General features: G+C 47.0%; 20 protein-coding genes. 17 read left to right on the top strand and 3 right to left on the bottom strand.

The features are described 5' to 3' along the window. Nucleotides 1-116 precede the first annotated feature (116 nt). Nucleotides 117-1,352: an MFS transporter gene (locus tag MHH93_RS20690; protein WP_500055565.1), complete on the bottom strand. Its 1,236-nt coding sequence runs from the start codon at nt 1,350-1,352 to the stop codon at nt 117-119. 388 nt (nt 1,353-1,740) lie between these two features. Between MHH93_RS20690 and serS the strand changes: the two genes are divergently transcribed. Continuing rightward, a complete protein-coding gene (gene serS, locus MHH93_RS20685) occupies nt 1,741-3,039 on the top strand; it encodes a serine--tRNA ligase (protein WP_500055564.1) in 1,299 nt (432 codons plus the stop codon). Nucleotides 3,040-3,106: 67 nt separating this feature from the next. Here the strand turns inward: serS and MHH93_RS20680 are convergent, their stop codons facing one another. Together MHH93_RS20680 and MHH93_RS20675 are read right to left on the bottom strand one after the other, a co-directional pair. Continuing rightward, nucleotides 3,107-3,724, bottom strand: a complete 618-nt coding sequence (locus MHH93_RS20680) for a hypothetical protein (protein ID WP_500055563.1) — start codon at nt 3,722-3,724, stop codon at nt 3,107-3,109. Nucleotides 3,725-3,740: 16 nt separating this feature from the next. Beyond that, the gene (locus tag MHH93_RS20675; RefSeq protein ID WP_500055562.1) at nt 3,741-3,944 is read right to left on the bottom strand and encodes a hypothetical protein; all 204 of its coding nucleotides are present in this window, start codon (nt 3,942-3,944) and stop codon (nt 3,741-3,743) included. 180 nt (nt 3,945-4,124) lie between these two features. Here MHH93_RS20675 and MHH93_RS20670 point away from each other — a divergent pair, with 180 nt between their 5' ends. From MHH93_RS20670 to MHH93_RS20595, 16 genes are all read left to right on the top strand, one after another. Then, on the top strand, nt 4,125-5,231 hold the full coding sequence (locus MHH93_RS20670) for an Ig-like domain-containing protein (RefSeq protein ID WP_500055561.1): 1,107 nt from the start codon (nt 4,125-4,127) through the stop codon (nt 5,229-5,231). Nucleotides 5,232-5,617: 386 nt separating this feature from the next. Further along, nucleotides 5,618-6,169, top strand: coding sequence for a GrpB family protein (locus MHH93_RS20665; RefSeq protein WP_500055560.1), 552 nt, complete (start codon nt 5,618-5,620; stop codon nt 6,167-6,169). Between the two features lie 4 nt (nt 6,170-6,173). Beyond that, nucleotides 6,174-6,572, top strand: a complete 399-nt coding sequence (locus tag MHH93_RS20660) for a ribosomal maturation YjgA family protein (protein WP_500055559.1) — start codon at nt 6,174-6,176, stop codon at nt 6,570-6,572. 32 nt (nt 6,573-6,604) lie between these two features. Further along, a complete protein-coding gene (locus MHH93_RS20655; protein ID WP_500055558.1) occupies nt 6,605-7,162 on the top strand; it encodes a GNAT family N-acetyltransferase in 558 nt (185 codons plus the stop codon). Between the two features lie 51 nt (nt 7,163-7,213). After that, nucleotides 7,214-7,543: a DUF952 domain-containing protein gene (locus MHH93_RS20650; protein WP_091038169.1), complete on the top strand. Its 330-nt coding sequence runs from the start codon at nt 7,214-7,216 to the stop codon at nt 7,541-7,543. Nucleotides 7,544-7,612: 69 nt separating this feature from the next. Beyond that, complete coding sequence (locus tag MHH93_RS20645) at nt 7,613-8,203, top strand: DUF1572 family protein (protein WP_500055557.1); 591 nt, start codon at nt 7,613-7,615, stop codon at nt 8,201-8,203. After that, nucleotides 8,200-8,793, top strand: coding sequence for a histidine phosphatase family protein (locus MHH93_RS20640; RefSeq protein ID WP_500055556.1), 594 nt, complete (start codon nt 8,200-8,202; stop codon nt 8,791-8,793). The genes MHH93_RS20645 and MHH93_RS20640 overlap by 4 nt, the downstream gene beginning before the upstream one ends. Then, on the top strand, nt 8,794-9,627 hold the full coding sequence (locus tag MHH93_RS20635; RefSeq protein WP_500055555.1) for a DUF2785 domain-containing protein: 834 nt from the start codon (nt 8,794-8,796) through the stop codon (nt 9,625-9,627). A 37-nt stretch (nt 9,628-9,664) separates the two neighbouring features. Continuing rightward, nucleotides 9,665-10,381: a 5-oxoprolinase subunit PxpB gene (pxpB, locus tag MHH93_RS20630; RefSeq protein WP_500055554.1), complete on the top strand. Its 717-nt coding sequence runs from the start codon at nt 9,665-9,667 to the stop codon at nt 10,379-10,381. Beyond that, nucleotides 10,378-11,412, top strand: coding sequence for a 5-oxoprolinase subunit C family protein (locus MHH93_RS20625; protein WP_500055553.1), 1,035 nt, complete (start codon nt 10,378-10,380; stop codon nt 11,410-11,412). Before pxpB ends, MHH93_RS20625 begins: the two co-directional genes overlap by 4 nt. Further along, nucleotides 11,409-12,206 (top strand): LamB/YcsF family protein, encoded by a 798-nt coding sequence (locus tag MHH93_RS20620; RefSeq protein WP_500055552.1) that lies wholly within the window; start codon nt 11,409-11,411, stop codon nt 12,204-12,206. The genes MHH93_RS20625 and MHH93_RS20620 overlap by 4 nt, the downstream gene beginning before the upstream one ends. After that, entirely contained in the window at nt 12,203-12,661 is a 459-nt protein-coding gene (locus MHH93_RS20615) for an NUDIX domain-containing protein (RefSeq protein ID WP_472474920.1), read from the top strand. The genes MHH93_RS20620 and MHH93_RS20615 overlap by 4 nt, the downstream gene beginning before the upstream one ends. A 451-nt stretch (nt 12,662-13,112) precedes the next feature. Beyond that, nucleotides 13,113-13,529, top strand: coding sequence for a pyridoxamine 5'-phosphate oxidase family protein (locus tag MHH93_RS20610; RefSeq protein ID WP_074093246.1), 417 nt, complete (start codon nt 13,113-13,115; stop codon nt 13,527-13,529). A gap of 475 nt (nt 13,530-14,004) precedes the next feature. Continuing rightward, a complete protein-coding gene (locus tag MHH93_RS20605; RefSeq protein ID WP_500055551.1) occupies nt 14,005-16,248 on the top strand; it encodes a bifunctional 2',3'-cyclic-nucleotide 2'-phosphodiesterase/3'-nucleotidase in 2,244 nt (747 codons plus the stop codon). A gap of 214 nt (nt 16,249-16,462) precedes the next feature. After that, nucleotides 16,463-17,521, top strand: coding sequence for an EAL domain-containing protein (locus MHH93_RS20600; protein WP_500055550.1), 1,059 nt, complete (start codon nt 16,463-16,465; stop codon nt 17,519-17,521). A gap of 173 nt (nt 17,522-17,694) precedes the next feature. After that, nucleotides 17,695-19,791, top strand: coding sequence for a methyl-accepting chemotaxis protein (locus tag MHH93_RS20595; RefSeq protein WP_500055549.1), 2,097 nt, complete (start codon nt 17,695-17,697; stop codon nt 19,789-19,791). Nucleotides 19,792-19,914 lie beyond the last annotated feature (123 nt).

Here is a 19,914-nt window from a genome sequence, read left to right as displayed (position 1 = left end):
AAAAACAGAGTAACGCTACAAAAAATGTCTACCGTCAAGTCATGACAGTAGACATTTCGATTTGTTTAATAGGCAATTCTGATTCTACGGCTCTGAACTGTATCGACCCATAACTGTTAAGTCGCTGAATCGACCACATGTTTGTTCTGCCACTGGTACGTGATCACACTAATGACAAGCAGGCCAACTGCAAAGATGGCAAGCATCCATGCAGACTGATTAACCTCCAGATGATCAAGACTCCATCCCGTGATCAAAGGCAGAATGGCACCGCCGACCCCACCTGAGGCAATCAAAATGCTGGGTGTGGATTCTTCAGTTCCGGGTAGCAGTTTGCTGGCGAAGACAAGGGCAATGGAGAAGATGCCTGACATCGCAAGTCCGAGTAGTAAGATAATGAGAAATGCAGACCAGATTTGGTTAGTAAATGGGAAAACAATTAATAAAAAGACAGACGCGAGACAACTATATAGCACATAGACGCGGTATTGGAATTTCTCTGCGATATATCCCGCGAAGAGCCGTCCTACAGACATGGCAATCCAGAAGCAGGTAACACTCAGTGCTGCTCCGGCTTCCTTCATGTTCATTTTCTCAATCAGGATCGCTGGCATGAAGTTCGCAAGACTCATCTCGGTGCCAACATAAAGGAAGAAGAACAGGACGAATAGAACCAGAAGAGTCAGGTTACGTCCGCGAAAGGTTGGACCGGATGTACTGGTAGCTGTGGAATGCAGTTCATCTGACGCACCAGCAGTGTGCGTATGTACCGAACGATGATTTGACCCCCGCCGATCCAGCACCTGATCCAGCTCACCGAATGATCCTTTCGCCCAGAAAACAAAGGTCAGCGCTGCGCAGATTGCAACAACGAGAAAGGACAGACGCCAGTATCCGGCAGCAATCAGTCCGCTGGCCATGAGCGGCATGACCATCGCTCCGATCCCGAATAACACTTCCAGTCGGCTCATGGCAACGGCGGTATTGTCTTTGATTGCAGCGATGATAATCGTACCAATGACCGCTTCAACCATTCCGAATCCGAAGCCGGCAGCGGGTGCGATGACGTACATCCAGCCCCATGGCGGCAACAGCATGTAGGATAATTCTGCGATACAGAGCAATGCTGTCGCGATTAACAGGCCTCCCCTTTTACCGAAACGTCGGTTCAGCCATGGAGATAACAATACACCGCCCAGGAATCCGGCGAATTGAGCGAAGATCAATGTTCCGCCCTGGCTATAATCTTTGCCGTAATGTTCGAGCGCAACAGGCAGAATGGAACCGAGTACAACGTGGGCAAGTCCTATCAGGAAATAGGAGAGACACCCGATCCAAAGTAATTTTTTCATAAAGAACTCCTTCTACATATATACATAAATTGAGGATTACGATAAAGCGCAATCATGGAGACAACGTCTATCATAACAGGACAGGTTATGTTGTGCCATGAATTCCTGATCGATACTAAAGGTTGCAATTTGGTCTATCGTTCGTATATACTGAGACACAACAATTACAGATCGGACCATGCCGTTGATGAGCATCCAACTCGGAGGCGTTTTCGCCAGGGGAGCGATATTTCCCCAAGTTAACCGGAACCGCCCGTTATCGCGGACCAAGAGGCTGGAAGCAGGATATCCTGATTCAGCAAGTTGGGTGGCACCGCGAGCAGAGCGCTCCTCGTCCCAAGGGATGAGGGCGCTCTTTGTATTTTTACAGCCAAAGGAGACGGTGACCATGTTGGAAATGAAGTGGATTCGGGCACACGCAGAAGAGGTTCAGGCGGCAGCAGACGGGAAAAAAATCAAGATTAACATTCGCACATTGCTGGAGCGGGATGAGGAACGCAGAGCACTTTTGCAGGAATCGGAAGAAGGGCGCAGATTACGCAATACGTTATCCGCAGACATCGGCAGACTCATGCAAGCCGGGAATCGGGAAGAGGCCGATGGTTTGCGGGCGCAGGTGAAACAAATCAATGAACAGTTGGAACACGTGGAAGCGAAGCTTGCCCCTGTGCAGGAGGAAGTAACGAAGCTGCAGTGGCTGGTCCCCAATATCGTATCCCCGGATACCCCGAAAGGCACGTCGGATGCGGATAATGTGGAGCTGCGACGTGTGGGAGAGGTGCCGACGTTCGAGTATAACACCAAAGATCACGTGGAACTTGGGGAGTTGCATGATCTGATCGATATTCCCCGTGGCGTTAAGATTGGCGGTACGCGAAGCTATGTATTAAAAGGCGCTGGCCTGTTATTACATCGGGCAGTACAGCAACTGGCGCTGGATCTGTTGCTGAAGCACGGGTTTACGCCTATGGAGGTTCCGTTGATGGTCCGGGAGGATGCGCTGGTGAACACCGGATTTTTCCCAACGGGCCGGGACCAGGTCTATGAACTCGAAGGGGAGAACAAGTGGCTGGTGGGGACTTCTGAAGTGCCGCTTGTCTCGTATTATGCGGATGAGATAGTCGATGTCCAAGAGCCGTTGAAGCTGGCCGCGGTATCGACGTGTTTCCGTAGTGAGGTTGGCTCCGGCGGACGTGATGTACGCGGATTGTACCGTGTGCATCAGTTTGCCAAAGTCGAGCAGGTCATCCTCTGTGCCCCTGATGCGGCAGAATCGGAGCGCATGTTGCAAGAGATTACGGGACACGCCGAGGAACTGCTGCAATTACTTGAACTGCCGTATCGTGTTGTCGCCGTCTGTACCGGGGATATGTCGCAGAAAACGTACAAACAGTATGACATTGAGACCTGGATGCCGAGCCGCGCTGCATATGGAGAAACTCATTCGTCGTCGAATCTGCATGATTTTCAGGCTCGACGTTCGAATATTCGTTGTCTGGATGCAGAAGGCAAGTTGGCCTATTGTCACACGCTGAATAATACGGCGGTGGCGTCGCCGCGTATCCTGATTCCTTTGCTTGAGAATCATCAGCAGGAGAATGGAAGCATTCGCATTCCGGTAGCCCTGCGGCCCTATATGGGCGGCGCGGAGAGCTTGATTTTGCCAGAGCAGGATGAAGTGAAGTAGAGAAGATATAAAATGTTTTAGGAAATGAAGAAGAATCAGAAAAGGAACCCCTTGACCGGGGTTCCTTCTAATTAAACATATGATCTGTTACCCACTGGTACTCTTTTTCAAGTCGAGCTGCCAATTTGGGATCCTCCTGGGCTGCAACTTTTCTCATGTATGTTAAATCAATCGTATCAAATTGACTGTAAATCAGGTAACGTGCCCATTCCAAGCTTCGGGCATCTGTCCAGTACTCGGAGGCTCTCAATCGATCCAAAATAAGGTCGTCTATTCCAATTACGTAACAGTAGCCTTCAGGTGTTAATAATTTGATAATCTTATCTTTTGAACCTTCCAGTGTATTAGAAGGTATTTCGATAGGGATGTCCATTTCGGAGACATAATAATGTCTTCCCTCGCGGACGAAACCCAGATGATCAAATAAACTTCGGGCCAAATCATCTCTGATCATGACCAGATCAACATCAGCTGTCTTGTAACTTCCAGAAGTGTATAGTTCAACAGCATGTCCTCCAACAATAATGGCTGGATCTGCATCTAATTCATCAAGAATAGGAGTAATAATACCCATTACATAGAACTCTTTTAAATCACTTTTGGTCACATCAGTTGCAAGTTCCTTCAATTTTCGTTTAGCCCATTTAATTCTCTCCTGCATTTCTGGTGTTTGAATACGTTCCATAGTTCACCTATATTCTTTAACGCAGCTTCCATTCACGCTCGTTAATGATTTCAATTTGTCCAGATTCAAGGGCTTTTTTGAAACGATTGCGGGCTGTTTTCATCAATAGAACCATTTCGTCTTCAGGACGAATCTTAGTGGATGTCGAAGTGACGATAGCTTTCATACGTTTACGATTATTTTTGGGTAAAACCATATCAAGCAAATTCTTTTCGATCATACATATCCCACCCCCATCTTTTAGGTTTATTAAAACAGTATTACGCGACCTTCCCATATTATACAATGAAAATCATGAATTGTTCCAAGACTCTCACTCACGTTATTCAACTTTATGCAATTCGTATCCGATATAATATAATAGAAGTAAAATATTGGATTATGGGAGATGGAGATAGAAATGAGTAGAATCAAACTGGCGCTTCGAGGCACACTTGCCCTTATTATGGTATTAACATTACTTGTCCCTTCGTTGGCCTTGGCAGCCACGGGTGACGTGACATCGATTGAAATAACCAACAGCAATCCTCAGAAGATGAGTGTATCCGAAACAGCTACACTTCAGGTGATGGCAACGGTAGAAGGTTTTGATAACAAGCAGGATGTTACCGAAGGTGTGACTTGGTCCACCAGTAATGCAGCAGTTGCAACGATGGTGAAAGGCAAAGTCAAGGCTGTGGCCGCGGGCGAAGCAACCATTTTTGCAGAGGTAGACGGGTCCAAAGCTCAGTTGGTCGTGCAGGTGCAGGAGAAGATCAAAAGCATCAAAGCTTCACCAAACTCCTTTAATTTTGTTAAAGGCAGTGAAAACACCCTTCCAAAAGTAAGCATTACCCGTGCGAATGGTAAGGTAGAAGATGTGACGTCTGAGATTGTATGGTCGGTATCAAGTAGCTCGGCTGTGCTGGAAAACGGTAAAATCAAAGGTGTTACACCTGGCAGAGTATTGCTTCAAGGAAAATACGGAACAACGATCGTGAAAGTCCCGATTGCCGTGACGGACGAGATTACCAAAGTCGAGGTTACACCTGCCACATTGCAGCTGAACATCAAGAAGTCCAAAGCGTTGAAGGTGATCGGCACCTACGCAAACGGCAAAACGATCAACCTTTCGAAACAAGTGATATGGACCTCCTCCAATACGAATGTAGCTATTGTGAAAAATGGAGCCGTCAAGACGTTGACTGAAGGACAAGCCACCTTGACAGGAACTTATCAAAATCAGACAATAAAGGCAGAGGTTACCGTTGTACCTTTACTCAAAAAGCTGATTACAGGCCAGAAAAAACTGGTCTTGTCTCCGCAGGGAAGTACAACATTGAGTGTGATGGCCCAGTATGATACGGGCAAAACCACTGTTGTAACTAACAGTGCGGTGTGGAGTAGCACGAAGCCGAGCGTAGCGACAGTTACGAATGGAAAGATTGTGGCTGTAGGCAAAGGTAAAACGTCCATAACGGCCAAGTGGGGCAACAAAAAAGTGACCATACCTGTTACGGTAAAATAAATCTTCATATAATGAAGCGCTTGGCATAAATCCAAACATAATTTCAGTACATCATCACGTTAAATATCATCAATGTGACTAAGGGTATCAGACAATCAGGGGCGTAGACATACGCTCCTTTTTGAATATATAGAAATAGGGATCTGGAATGCCTTCTGTTTTAACAACAATATAACGGGAATGGGGGGGATGAATATGAAAGCATCGATTATAAGCTCAGACCCTAACTCTAGTGAGCTGGCTTACCTGAAATATCTTCTTCTATCCCTAAGTTCCATACTTACATTTCAACGGAGTACTACGATTGAGTGCACTAAGCAACACACCTATGAAAAATACAGAGAAGGTTATCATTTAAAATGTCATGGTCAAGAGGAGGTACCTGAATGACAGATCCAATGCAACCGGAAAACTGGCCTGCCTGGGCGACAGAGTCGGTAGAGATCGCTCCGCCCAATCCGAATTGGGACATGCAGGCTCAGGACGAAATCCGGCAACTGAAACGCCTTTTAGAGCAATCTAATATCCATCATTTCGAACATATCGGAAGCACGTCCATACCAGGGTTACCCGCCAAACCCATTATTGATCTGATGGCACAGGTACAGTCATGGGATGACATGGATCTGATTGCCGATCAGTTGAATCCGTTGGGCTGGAACTACGTCCCGCCTGAACTGGATGGTCGGGATTATAGACGATTCTGGGTGAAGGTTAAGGATGGCAAGAGATCTGTACACCTTCATCTGATGCGCCCGGGAGAAGAACGCTGGGATCGTCAAATGCGGTTTCGGGATGTGCTGAGAAAACGCCCAGATCTGGTGGAAGCCTATGCTGTCTTGAAAGCGAAACTTGCTGATGAGAATAAGGAAGACAGGGAATCGTATACCGCGGCCAAAACGCAGTTTATTTTACAAGTGCTTGATGAAGGCGTGTGATTGATTGAAAAGCATACTTATGAGGCTAATCTATTTCATCGCAGTTATGGTGACTATGGCGGCAGGACTCGCCTCCAGACACTTCGGTGAACGATTGCCAAATTGGGTGCATGAACATTCAGGAGATGCATGTTGGGCGGGCATGATCTATTTCGGAGTTCGCATGGTGTGGCCTCGTCGCAGTTTGGTATGGGCGATGTGTTTAAGCTGTGCATTCAGCTGGATGATTGAGTTCTCGCAGTTGATTCAGACGCCTTGGCTGATTGAGATACGCTCAACCGTGTGGGGTTCTCTTATTCTGGGCCATGGTTTTCTGGTGATTGATCTGATTCGATACACGGTCGGTATTCTGTGCATGGTGATAATAGATCGTTATTTCCTGAGAAATAAGATGGCTCGATGATGTACTCAATTCTAATCATGGAGGTACGCTGAATGAATGTAGAGAAACTTTTTGCCGAATCGGCCGAATTCGAAACACAGCGGCTGAAGCTGAGACGCCTTACGATGGATGATCTTGATGAATATTATGCGTTTGCCTCTGATCCAAGGGTGAGTCAGCAAAGCTTGTGGAATTGCCATGAGACGGTTGAAGATTCAATGCAATATATTCAGCGGGTACTGGATAATTATGAACGGAGAACGGTCCATATCTGGGCTTTTGTCCTGAAGGAGACAGGGACGTTGATCGGGAGAGGTGGCATTTTTCATCTCAACGAGCCCATGCAAAGTGCTGAACTGGGGTACGCGATAGCCAGCAGTCAATGGGGGAAGGGTCTCGCAGTAGAAGCGATGCAACCCATCGTGGATTATTGCTTTCGGGAACTGGGCTGCAATCGGCTGGAAGGGAAATGTAATGCAGGCAACATAGGCTCTGCACGTGTCATGGAGAAGCTGGGCATGTCGTACGAAGGTCTGCTGCGTAAACAGTTGAAGATCAAAGGGGTGTTCACGGATCAAAAAATGTACTCCCGTATCCGGGATGATCTATAATATTTCCAACGACACATAGGGTACATCGCAGAAATTGAAGGAGGCGGAACCATGATCTATAGTATTATTTCCCGTTCGTTGTGGGAGCAAGTGTCCAAGGGAAGTGAGTATGCACCTGATAGCCTGGAGACAGACGGATTCATTCATTGTTCCACCAAGGAACAGATTCCTTGGGTAGCTGGGCAATACTATGCAGGCCGCACGGATCTGTTATTGCTTAGCATTGATGAGAAGGCATTGAAGCCGGAACTGGTGTATGAGGATCTGTACGAATTAAATGAACTATTTCCACATATTTATGGAGAACTTAATTTGGATGCGGTCCGTAAAGTCATTCCATTTGAACCGAATGCAGACGGCACATTCTCATTTCCTGAATAAAGTAACATGTGACGGATCGGTCTGAACGTGATCAGGGCACAACATACTTTTCCGAAGGGTGGTTAACGGATGGATATGAATCAGGTTTTTCTGGAGACAGCGGAGAAGCAATTTCTGTATTACAAGCAGCTTGGGGAAAAAGCGATGGCGCAACTGGAGTCCGAGCAATTGTTTCAATCCTGGAATGAAGACGCGAACAGCATTGCGGTAATCGTAAAACATTTATGGGGCAATATGCTGTCCCGTTGGACGGATGTACTGACAACAGATGGTGAGAAACCGTGGCGTGAACGGGACGCCGAGTTCGTGAATGATATTTCTTCCCGGGAAGAGTTGCTCTCCAAATGGGAGGAAGGCTGGAATTGTCTACTCGAAGCCATTCGTTCGTTTACCCCGGAACAATTGTCTCACATCATATACATTCGCAATGAAGGACACACCGTCATGGAGGCAATTATCCGGCAATTGGCGCACTATCCATATCATGTCGGACAGATTGTATTTGCCGCGAAAATGCTTAAAGAAACAGCTTGGGACAGTCTCTCGATTCCGAGAGACGGGTCTTCTCAATATAATGGCGGCAAATTTGCCAAGCCGAAGGCACGCAAACACTTTACAGAAGATGAACTTCATATAGAAAAAGGTGAGGAAGAACAATGACTGAAATTGCATTAATTCGCCATGGAAGTACCGCATGGAATAAGGAAAAACGTTCACAGGGACAGACGGACAATCCGCTGGATCAGGAAGGAAGGGAACAGGCAGTATTACTTGCGGCGAGACTGGCCGAGGAATCCTGGGATGCCATCTATGCAAGTGACTTGGAACGTGCAAGTGAGACGGCTCGCATCATTGGTGATCGCTTGGGTATTCAGGAGATTCATCTGGACCCTAGACTTCGCGAGATGGGCGGAGGACAGGTTGAAGGAACGACGGAAGAGGAACGGTTAGCCAAGTGGGGAGCGGACTGGAGCACCCTGGATCTGGGACGTGAGCTTGCAGATGCAGGGAGTGTTCGAGGTAGTGCGGTGCTTGAAGAGATTGTACAGCAGCACCCCGATGGGAAAGTAATCGTTGTCAGTCACGGAGCCGTTCTGCGGAACACACTTCGAGGTCTGGTGCCTGCGCTTGATATCAGCGTGAAGCTGTCCAACACATCCATTACTCGGATCGCCAAGAAAGATGATACGTGGCAATGCGAACTGTACAATTGCAGCGTGCATTTGGATTCGCCCAGGGATGCACAATAGATGGATGCTCTGACGTTAAAACAAAAATTACAGCATATTCAGTCGTCTAATCATTCCATTGATCACGAGGAACAGCCTTACAAATTGGCACTGCACATGATGAAACATATTGGTAGTACTGACCCTGTCCTGCGGGATGAATTGATCTATGTTACGTTTGCAACCTGGATTGGACAGGGTGTGTTTTCGGAAGATCAGCTAAGGCATGTGTTACAGTTGGCGCTGGACGATCAGCACCTGTTCTATGGGATCGGAGAGCAGGGAACAGACAATGTGTTTACACGGACCTTCTCGGTGTTATTACTGCCTCCCATTCTGAATGTGGATCGTCAGCGACCTTTCCTGGACAAAGAGGATATCACAGGGGTTCATCATCGGTTAACTACATATCTGACTTGTGAAAAAGATGTTCGCGGCTATGTCGATGATAAGGGTTGGGCGCATGCTCCGGCACACGCCGCTGACGCAGTTGAAGATCTGGCCCAGTCACCCTATCTGATGCGGACGGACTTACAGGAACTAATGCATGCACTCGCTGTAAAAATAACGGAATCCAGTGTGGTTTACATCCATGATGAGGATCAGCGAATAGCGCATGCCATAATGACCATTCTTCGTCGCAACTTGCTGGAGCAAAAGGATATTACGTTGTGGATCGATTCCCTTCATCAAGGAGATAAGGCAGTAAACAGATCACTTCTGGACACCAGTCATAGGAAGCTGAACGTGCGTCTGTTTTTGCAGACACTGTATCTTGCGATACGTATAGAAGAAGACGAGCCGTTTCCGTTGGTTCGTACACTAGTGTTACAGGCATTGGAGAGAGTGAAATAACGATACGCTAAACGTGTGGAAAAAGGGGAGATGGCGCATGAGCGAATTGACGTATGCATGGACAGAGGAAATCTTCTCTCCGCTGGGCGAGACAGCCGTGATTATTGATTGCGGGGATCACTTGTCTGACACAGTGCAGGGCAGAGTGATGTCTGTATGCGCTCTACTGGAAAAAAGCGCTTTGCCAGCCATGATCGAATGGGTGCCCTCATACACATCCGTTACGGTATTTTACGATCCGTTTATCTCCCCTTATCCCCAGTTATGCCGCACTCTGCTTCATCTGTTGAACCAAATGAAGGAATCCGTTCAGGACAAGTCCAGAACGGTCACGATTCCCGTATGTTACGGTGGCGAATGGGGGCCTGATCTGGACTATGTTGCCAGTGAGCATGGACTGACCTCAGAAGACGTTATTGCGATTCACACATCCGGGGATTATCTCGTACATATGATTGGATTTGCCCCAGGTTTTCCGTATCTCGGTGGGTTATCTGAACGGATTGCTACGCCCAGACGGGCAACGCCAAGGCTTCGGGTAGAGGCCGGTACAGTAGGGATTGGGGGCAAACAGACGGGAATCTATCCGGTGGACACACCCGGAGGATGGCAATGTATTGGACGAACGCCACTCCGGTTGTTTCGGCCGAGTGAAGACGTACCAAGTTTGCTTGCAGCAGGTGATCGGGTTCGATTTGAACAGATTACGATGCAGGACTATCTGGCGTTGAAGCGGATGGAGGATGAACGATGAGTATCGAAGTGATTCGTCCTGGGCTGTTATCTACCATTCAGGATGAAGGCAGAACCGGCTATCGCAGGTATGGTATTCATCCTGGCGGTGTCATGGACACCTTTGCAGCCAGAGCAGCCAATATGCTTGTGGGCAACTCCCGCCATGCCGCCGTGCTGGAGATGACGATGACGGGGCCGGAGCTTCGATTTCAGGAGAGCCAGCTAGTCTCCTTATGTGGGGCCGATCTGACGGCAACCGTGGATCATCTGCCTGTGCCTTTGTGGCGTCCTGTGCTCGTGCGGGCTGGAAGTGTACTGAAGTTTGGCCCATGCCGTCAAGGCTTGCGCGGTTATCTTGCATTTGCCGGAGGCATAGCTGTGCCTGAAGTGATGGGCAGTCGAAGCACAGATCTCAAGACAGGCCTTGGCGGTTTGGAAGGTAGAGCCCTGCATGTGGCAGATCTATTATCTACAGGTGAACCTTCTGAAGAAGCACAAGGATGGATGAAGCGTCTGGAACAGCAAGGTGAGGAGAGTGAGTGGAACCACCGAATATTGGCGCCAGCGTGGTTCTTATCTGAACGCGAAAGACCTGACTATTATGGGAGATCTGTTATTCGTGTGATGGAGAGCAAGGACAGCTCGCTGTTCAGCGAGGCAAGTCTGGGACAATTTTATGCGGAAGAATATATGATCTCTCCGCAATCCGATCGGATGGGCTATCGCTTGCAAGGCTCCAGACTGGAGCTGAATCAGCCGCTGGATCGGTTGTCTGAAGCCGTTACCTATGGCACGGTGCAGGTGCCACCAGATGGTCAGCCCATCATCTTGATGGCAGACCATCAGACCATTGGAGGTTATCCTGTTATAGCACAGGTGGCTCAGGCGGATATACCAATCTTGGCTCAGGCTAGGCCGGGAGCCCGAATTTCGTTTGCACAGATTACGCATGATCAAGCCCGGCAGTTGTACACGGAACAGGAATGCAACATGCAGCTCATGGATAAGCTGATACGCAGAAGAATGGCAGAAATGGAGAGTACGCAATGAATACCTCAAAAACCTTGGATATCAATTGTGATCTGGGCGAAAGTTATGGTATATATCGCACGTTATCGGACGAAGCCATTTTGCCCTTGATTACATCAGCCAATATTGCCTGCGGATTTCATGCAGGAGACCCGGCTACGATGCGGATCACGGTGGAGAGGGCATTGGAGCATCAGGTGGCAATTGGAGCTCACCCCGGGTTGCCGGATCTGCAAGGGTTTGGCAGAAGACGTATGGACATTACGCCACGGGAAGCATATGACATGGTGGTGTATCAGATCGGTGCGCTGGACGCCTTTGTCCGTGCAAGTGGGGGGCGAATGCATCACGTGAAACCGCACGGTGCCTTATACAATATGGCTGCAGAAGATGCGAAGCTTGCTGAAGCTATTGCCGAGGCAATCTATAAAGTTCAGCCTGGTCTATATCTGTACGGTCTGGCGGGCAGTGTGCTGATTCACGCTGCGGATCGCATCGGTCTGCGCAGTGTGAGCGAAGTGTTTGCGGATCGAACCTATGGGGCGGATGGTAAGCTAACCCCTCGAAGCCAAGCGGGATCTGTCATTGAAGAGTCGGGACAAGCGATTGCTCAAGTGCTCCAGATGGTGAAAGACAGCGTGGTTGTATCCACGGATGGTACGCTGGTTTCCATGAAGGCAGAGACGGTCTGTATCCACGGTGACGGAGCGAACGCTCTCGTATTTGCCCAAGAAATTCGTAGTGTACTGGAATCGGAGGGTATTACGTTATCCGCTCATAATTTAGGAATGACAAGGAGTGAAAGAACAGAATGAAACCCATACGCAACTCGGCGAAGGCCGTCATTGTGCAGGATGGACGATTGCTGGTTATCCGGCTGGAAGACCAATATGGTACCGCTTATGTGTTCCCGGGTGGAGGACAGGAGAAAGGTGAAGAACTCAAGGATGCGGTCGCGCGTGAATGTCTGGAGGAGATTGGTCAGGCTGTGAACGTAGGAGAGCTGTTACATATCCGGGAGTATATCGGAAAAAATCATGAATTCGCCGAGTGGGATGCAGATATCCACCAGGTTGAATTTTATTTTGCGTGCAGCCTGATCGATCCGGAGGCAACTATTTTTGAAGGCTCCAATCCTGACGACCATCAAGTCGCCGTGGAATGGATTGCGCTGGAAGAGCTGTCTCAGGTTCGTTTATATCCAAAAACCATCGGTGAGTTACTGCTTCAATCGGGTTCTTCATCAATCTATCTTGGAGATTTAAATTAAATCAGCCATGAAGAAATTTTGCGCTAACCCCTTTATGTAAACATTTTTATAAAGAACTTTTCCGATTTTGTCACGTTAGTGTATCGGTTCATGGATTCACCACAGGTGAGGTGGGTACACTATAAGTACAGGCTTGTTACAGAGCTGCATTAAGCTGGCTCTAGTTATAAGCGATTAATGAACTGTCATTAAACAAAAGAGAGAGTAACAACTACACTTCTCTTTGTACTTTTATTATCTACCCTTAATTGGGAGAACAGTAGACGTAGTGGAGGGGACGGAATCGATTCTGAGGAAGCGAAGCGTTCGCCTTTATCACCGGATTTTCCCTTTGAGAAAAGGGAATCCAAAAAATCCGGGGATAACAGCGATCCAAAGAACGATCCGTACCCTGAACGGCCGCCTACATAGTCCTTCCAATATTCCCCCAAAACCGAAAGGAGCACTTCCCATGAACCAGACTGAATTGGAACAAAACATTGTAAAAGCATTGGAAAACAACCCTTTTTGCAGCTTTTCGACTGTAGAGAATGGTAAACCGAAATCCCGCTATATGGCGCTTTTCAACGATGGCCTGAACATTCATCTGGCAACGAACCGCCGTACACACAAAGTAGAGGAACTGGAGAATAATCCGAATGTTAGCCTTCTGCTTGGTTATGAGGCTGGTGGTTCCAAGGAAGTCGTTGAGATTGAAGGAACCTGTGAAGTGACGAAGAACGAAGGCTTGCGTGAGCAAGTATGGAACGACGAACTGAAGGCGTGGTTCGATGGACCTAATGATCCGAACTATGTCATTCTGGATATCACCCCGACTCGTATTGAATATACAGGGAAAGATCATGAACATCATGTGTGGGAACAATAATCCGAATATGAACATAACCTCTGCAAAGTAGCGTCCTTATGTGAAATATGCGCAGAGTTCAATCCAACCGTGAAAGCCATCAAGGTTTCACGGTTTTTGGTATGGATGAATAAAGCTGAATTGGTTATACATGTAAGACAAATGTAATATACGTATTTTAAAGATATTGAGTACAATATACCTACTAAAATGTTGAAAAAAATGTCGAAATCACGCATGATAATGTAAACTTGCCTAGGTATGTGCGGGTAATGTAAAAAATAATGCTTTTCAATGGCTGAACATTGCGTTATGATTTGGAATGTAAACGACAAGCACAGACATAAATAGATGTTCATGTGAGATAAACTTACCTGGAATTCCGATGCATGTCATCAGAGCGTCAGTACGCACAACCCATGAGATCTATCTTTTTCTGCGCTCTTCGTTTGCCCATTAATGCATGATTCAATGTACATAACCGGGAGGGGTTATTTTGAAAACGAGTAAAAAAGTATTATCAAGCCTGACTGCCGCTTTGGTTGCATTAAACGTGCTTGCGGTGTTTCCGGTACCTGTATCGGCTGCGGATGCTGCCAAAGTTAAACTGCGGATCATGGAGACAACAGACATTCATGACAATCTGATTAACTACGACTACTATTCCGACAAAGAGACAGACCAGTATGGACTTGCCAAAACAGCTACACTGATCAAGAAAGCACGTGATGAAGCCAAGAACAGCTTGCTGTTCGACAATGGTGATCTGATTCAGGGTAACCCGCTGGGAGACTATGTCGCGAAGATTGATCCACTGAAAAAGGGTGAGACTCACCCTGTATATAAAGCGATGAATCTGCTCGATTATGATGCAGGTAACATCGGTAACCATGAGTTCAACTATGGCCTGGACTTCCTGGACATGACGCTGGAGGGAGCGAACTTCCCTTACATTAATGCCAATGTCTATGTAGATGATGGTGATGATGATGAGACGAATGACAAGAATTACTTCACACCGTATGAGATTCTGGACAAAAAAGTAACGGATGAGACTGGCAAAGAGCATACGATCAAAGTGGGTGTGATCGGATTTGTGCCGCCGCAAATCATGCAGTGGGACAGCGCTAACCTTGAAGGCAAAGTCATCGCCAAGGATATCATCGCTACTGCGAAGAAATTCATTCCGAAAATGAAGGCTGAAGGTGCTGACATTATTGTAGCCATTCCTCACTCCGGATTTGAGGATATCCCTCAAACGGATCTGATGGAGAACTCCGTATTGTATCTGAGTCAGGTAGAAGGCATTAATGCCATTCTGTTTGGACATGCTCATAAAGTATTCCCAAGTGCCGATTTTGCCGGCAAAAAAGGGGTAGACCTTGAGAAAGGTACAATCAATGGCGTTCCTGCTGTTGAGCCAGGTTTCTGGGGTGATCATCTCGGTATTATCGATCTGGATCTGGAGTTGGTAGATGGCAAATGGAAAGTGGTGGATTCCAAAACGGAAGCACGCCCAATCTATGACACAGCCAATAAAAAACCTCTGGTAGATGCAGATCAGGACATCATTGATGCGGTTCATGAAGAGCATGAAGGTACATTGGAGTATGTTCGTGGTCCAGTAGGCGAAACGACAGCACCAATCAACAGCTTTTTCGCTCTGGTTCAGGATGATCCATCCATTCAGATCGTAACGAATGCACAGAAATGGTATGTTGAAAAACATATGCAAGGTACGGAGTATGAGAAAATCCCTGTATTGTCCGCAGGTGCTCCATTCAAAGCCGGTGGACGTTCAGGCGCTTCGTATTACACGAATATTCCTAAAGGCACCATTGCGATCAAAAACGTTGCTGACCTGTACGTGTATCCAAATACGGTACATGCTGTAATGGTCGACGGTGCAGAACTGAAAGAATGGCTGGAATGGTCTGCTGGCCAGTTCAACCAGATCGACCCGGCTAAAGGTGGTCAACAACAACTGATCAACAATGACTTCCCAACGTACAACTTCGATGTTATCGATGGTGTAACGTATCAGATTGATGTGACTCAACCAGCCAAATACGATAGCAAGGCTACGATCGTTAATGCATCCGCAAGCCGGATCAAGGATCTGAGCTTTAACGGCAAACCGATCGATCCAGAACAGAAATTCATTGTAGCGACAAATAACTACCGTGCTTCTTCATCCAAATTGGCTAACCCGGACGGCAAACGGATCGTTCTGGCTGCACCGGATGAGAACCGTCAAGTGATCATTGACTACATCCGTGAGAATAAAACGATTAATCCGGCAGCGGACGGCAACTGGTCCCTGGCACCAATCAAGCCATCTGCGGGTGTAACCGCAGCAACGTTGAGTGATCTTGAAGTTGTGTTTGCTTCATCCCCGGATGCGAAAGGTCTGGTTGAAGCGAATCCGGCGATGTCGTTCATCGGTACGAACAAAGAAGGTTTTGCAGAGTACGGTTTGAAACTGACAGGTGAAGCAACAACAACACCTGAAACAGGTACGGAGCCAGCTCCAACGCCTAAACCAACGCCAACGCCTAAGCCTCAACCTGAGAAACCGGCAACTAACAACAAGGTTGTATATGTGGTGAAAAAAGGGGACAACCTGTACCGCATCGGTTTGAAATATGGTGTGGACTGGCGCAAGCTGGCAACAGCTAACAAAATCTCAAATGTGCATAACCTGAAAGTTGGACAGAAAATCGTGATTCCTGCTTCTTAAAGGTTACAAGCGATGAGAAGGAGACCGACAGTCATCAGACTGTCGGTCTTTTTTCTGCCATTTTGAATATATTTGTTTCATTAGCCGTCATATACGAAGTCATCAAAACAGTAGAGATTAATTTTAAGACCCATGATATAATATTTACAAACTTTGGGTATATACAAGTGAACATTAATGGACATGGAATCATAAATTGGCAAGGGGGTCCTACATGAATTGCAGTGGCTGCAGTCCAATCTATCCTATAGAGGGCCAAGGTACCTTGTACCTGCGTCCCATTTCCCCCGCTTTGCTGGAAGCGCTGCAAACGCCGGGAAGACTTATCGAGACGTTGGATGACATGATGTGGATGCATTATTCGAATCCTGAGGCGGTTCAGAGTTTAATAGAAGAGATCGGTGAGATGAATCCAACATTACGAGATTCCCTAACCGTTCAGATGATGCCTTTATACGAACAGGCGAATGAAGAAAGCTGGATTAGTCTAACCATGCAGGAGTCCCGTTTCAAGCATGCAGAGCTTGTTTCCATTATTCTGGAGCATCAATTCAGCAGTCATATGCAGCCCATCGTTGATGCATCGGAGCAGATTGTCGGATATGAGTTTTTGCTTCGTCCTGCTGAGAATGGAAGATCCTTCAGTTCCTATGAATTATTTGAAGTTGCGCGTGAGACCGGACTACATTCTTTCCTGGATCGAATGGCGCGTATTACTGCTATTGAGACCAGTGCTGTTTTTCTGCCACATGGTGTCAAACGCTTCGTAAATTTCCTGCCTTCCTCCATATATAACCCCGAATATTGTCTTACACATACGTTTGAAGCGATTGAACGTCTTTCGCTCGACCCTAAAGATTTTGTGTTTGAAGTCGTGGAAACAGAGCAGATTCAGCATATGCCCATCTTGCAGCAGATATTTGAGGTGTATCGTTCCCGTGGAATGTCGGTTGCATTGGATGATGTAGGTGCCGGATATTCGACAATAGAGTTAATGAATCGGTTAGAACCGGATTTTGTCAAAATAGATCGAAGTCTTATTGATCGTTGTGATCAGGATTCGACCAAACAACAGCAAATTCTTCATATTGTTGAGATGTCGAGTCGATTTGGAGGTCAAGTCCTTGCTGAGGGGATCGAACGGATGGAAGAGTTTGAATTCTGTCGTTCCATAGGTATTGAGCTTGCACAGGGCTATTATTTTGGTAAACCCTCGGCACAACCTCCAGGCGAGCCATACTCCAATGCTTCATCTAATACATGGAATAATTAGTAATCTGTACCTTGTACAAGTCACTTCTGATCAGAGGTGGCTTGTTTGGCGTGCCTGCACATTTTTCTCTCAAATAAATCCCCTTATCTAGCCGATATATAAGATAAGCCTTTTAGATTCATTCATACATAAAAAGAAAGAGGGCATTTTTACATTTAAAGGGGGATAAAGACATGAGTGAAACTCAGGATAACAAAGCAATGAAAGCTGCGAAACCTGCCAAACCAAAACATAATCAAAATAAAAAGAAGAAGAAAAAGAAAGGTTTCGTCTGGAATATAAGGAACAAACTATTAGTCTCCTTCCTGGCCGTTCTGCTCCTGCCAAGCTTGGCGATCGGCTTGATCACACTAACGATGGCTGAAGATGGCGTACAAGGACAATTAGTGGATAGTGCCAAGCAGAGTGTGAGCACTGCCAATACCATTGTAGAAAGCCAAGTGAATTACAAGATCCATGATATTAACTATTTCGCGGATGCCCTTGATCCGAGCCTGATCAAAGGAGAGAACGATAGTACAGAGCTTCAGTTGAAGCTGGAGCAATATCTGGGTTTACATCCGGATGCAATGAACATTTTTGTAGGAACAACCGACGGAGTCATGGTTCGAGGTAAACCCACAGCAAGCAGCACACGGGGAGATGCATATGATCCTAGGGAGCGGGAGTGGTATACACTTGCGATGGAGAAACCAGGTACCGCTGTCGTATCAGCTGTATCCGTAAATACGGATGGCGTTGCCGTTGTATTTATCTCCAAAACATTAAAAGACCAGTCCGGTGTTGTTGGTTTGTCTCTGGACCTGACAGATCTACAAGAGCAGGCATCCATTAAGGTGGGTAAAGAAGGCTACGTTATTATTATGGACGCGAACAAAAATTATGTCGTTTCTCCTGTAGTAGAGCCAGGGACACAGGAAACTAGCGGATCGCTGGATAAAATGTATGAGGGTCAAGAAGGTCAATTCGATTACGTATTTAACGATCAGCCGAAGATGATGATTTTCTCAACAAATGAAGCAACGGGTTGGAAAATTGCCGGTACGATGTTCAAGAGTGAAATAACCAGTGCGAGCAAGGACATTCGCATGATTACATTTATAGTGATTCTCGCGGCGACCTTCCTAACCCTTATCTTTATTATCTGGTTTACACGATCCATGCTGCGTCCGATCAAGCGACTGCAGGAATCGGCCAGAGCTGTAAGCAAAGGTGACCTGACCGTGAAAATGGAAACAGGCCGTAAAGATGAAGTCGGTGATCTGGCGAAGTATTTCGAGCGTATGGTGGATAACCTGCGGATGATGATTCTTGGTGTACAGGAAACAACAGAGCAGGTATCTGCTTCTTCTCAAGAATTGTCTGCCAGTGCGGAACAAACGACCAAAGCAATCGAACATTCAACACTGGCTATTCAGGAGCTGGCCGAAGGTGCTGAGCAGCAGGTGAACAGCGTGAAAGACGGATCTGGACAGATGAGCCGAATGGCCGAAGATGTTCGCATGATGTCGGAACGTGTGCAATCGATCACGGCAAATATGCGGAATACATCTGGTGCAGCTTCTTCTGGTAATGAGGCAGCTGGACAGGCTGTGGAGCAGATGAACAGCATTCAGGAAACGGTGGAGCAGCTAGGAACGGTGGTTCAGTCTCTGAATTCCCGTTCGGTAGAGATCGGCAGCATGGTTGATGTCATTGCCTCCATCTCAAAACAGACCAACTTGCTCGCATTGAATGCTTCCATTGAAGCGGCTAGAGCAGGTGATGCAGGGCGTGGGTTTGCTGTCGTAGCGGGAGAAGTACGTAAACTGGCAGAAGAATCCGGTAGCTCGGCAGCACAGATCGGTGAGGTGGTTCACAATATTCGTCAGGATATGGATGCCGCTCTAATCGCCATGAATGCCGCCCAGACTCGGGTGGGAGAAGGGATTCAGGCCGTGAATACGTCCGGACAATCGTTTGCCCAGATTCGGGAGGCGGTGGAAGATGCTGTTCATACACTGGATGACTTGTCTGAAACAACGAAGCAACTGGAGAACGGTGCATCCCACGTTGCGAAGGCGATGAGCGATATTTCGAATGTGACCCAGGAATCAGCTGCAAATACAGAATCTGTGTCTGCATCTTCGCAAGAACAACTGGCATCGGTAGAGGAAATTTCATCATCGTCTGCACATCTGAACAGTATGGCAGAACAATTGCAAGGATTGCTTGGCATGTTCAAGATGGTTGAGGATACGCCGAAGGATAAGGGTAGCGACAAATCCTAGGAAGTAGACCACCATTACTTACCATACTTTTTCGAATAGAAGAAAATAAAGATAGACATTACTTCTGCGGCCCTGTATAAATATATCGTCTGGTTCTTCCGCGCATCATGCGGTGTAATCTTA

This window comes from Priestia sp. FSL H7-0729 (assembly GCF_038005685.1).
GTDB lineage: Bacteria > Bacillota > Bacilli > Paenibacillales > Paenibacillaceae > Paenibacillus.
Note: the sequence above shows the minus strand (reverse complement) of the source record. Positions and strands in the feature narration are given on the sequence as shown.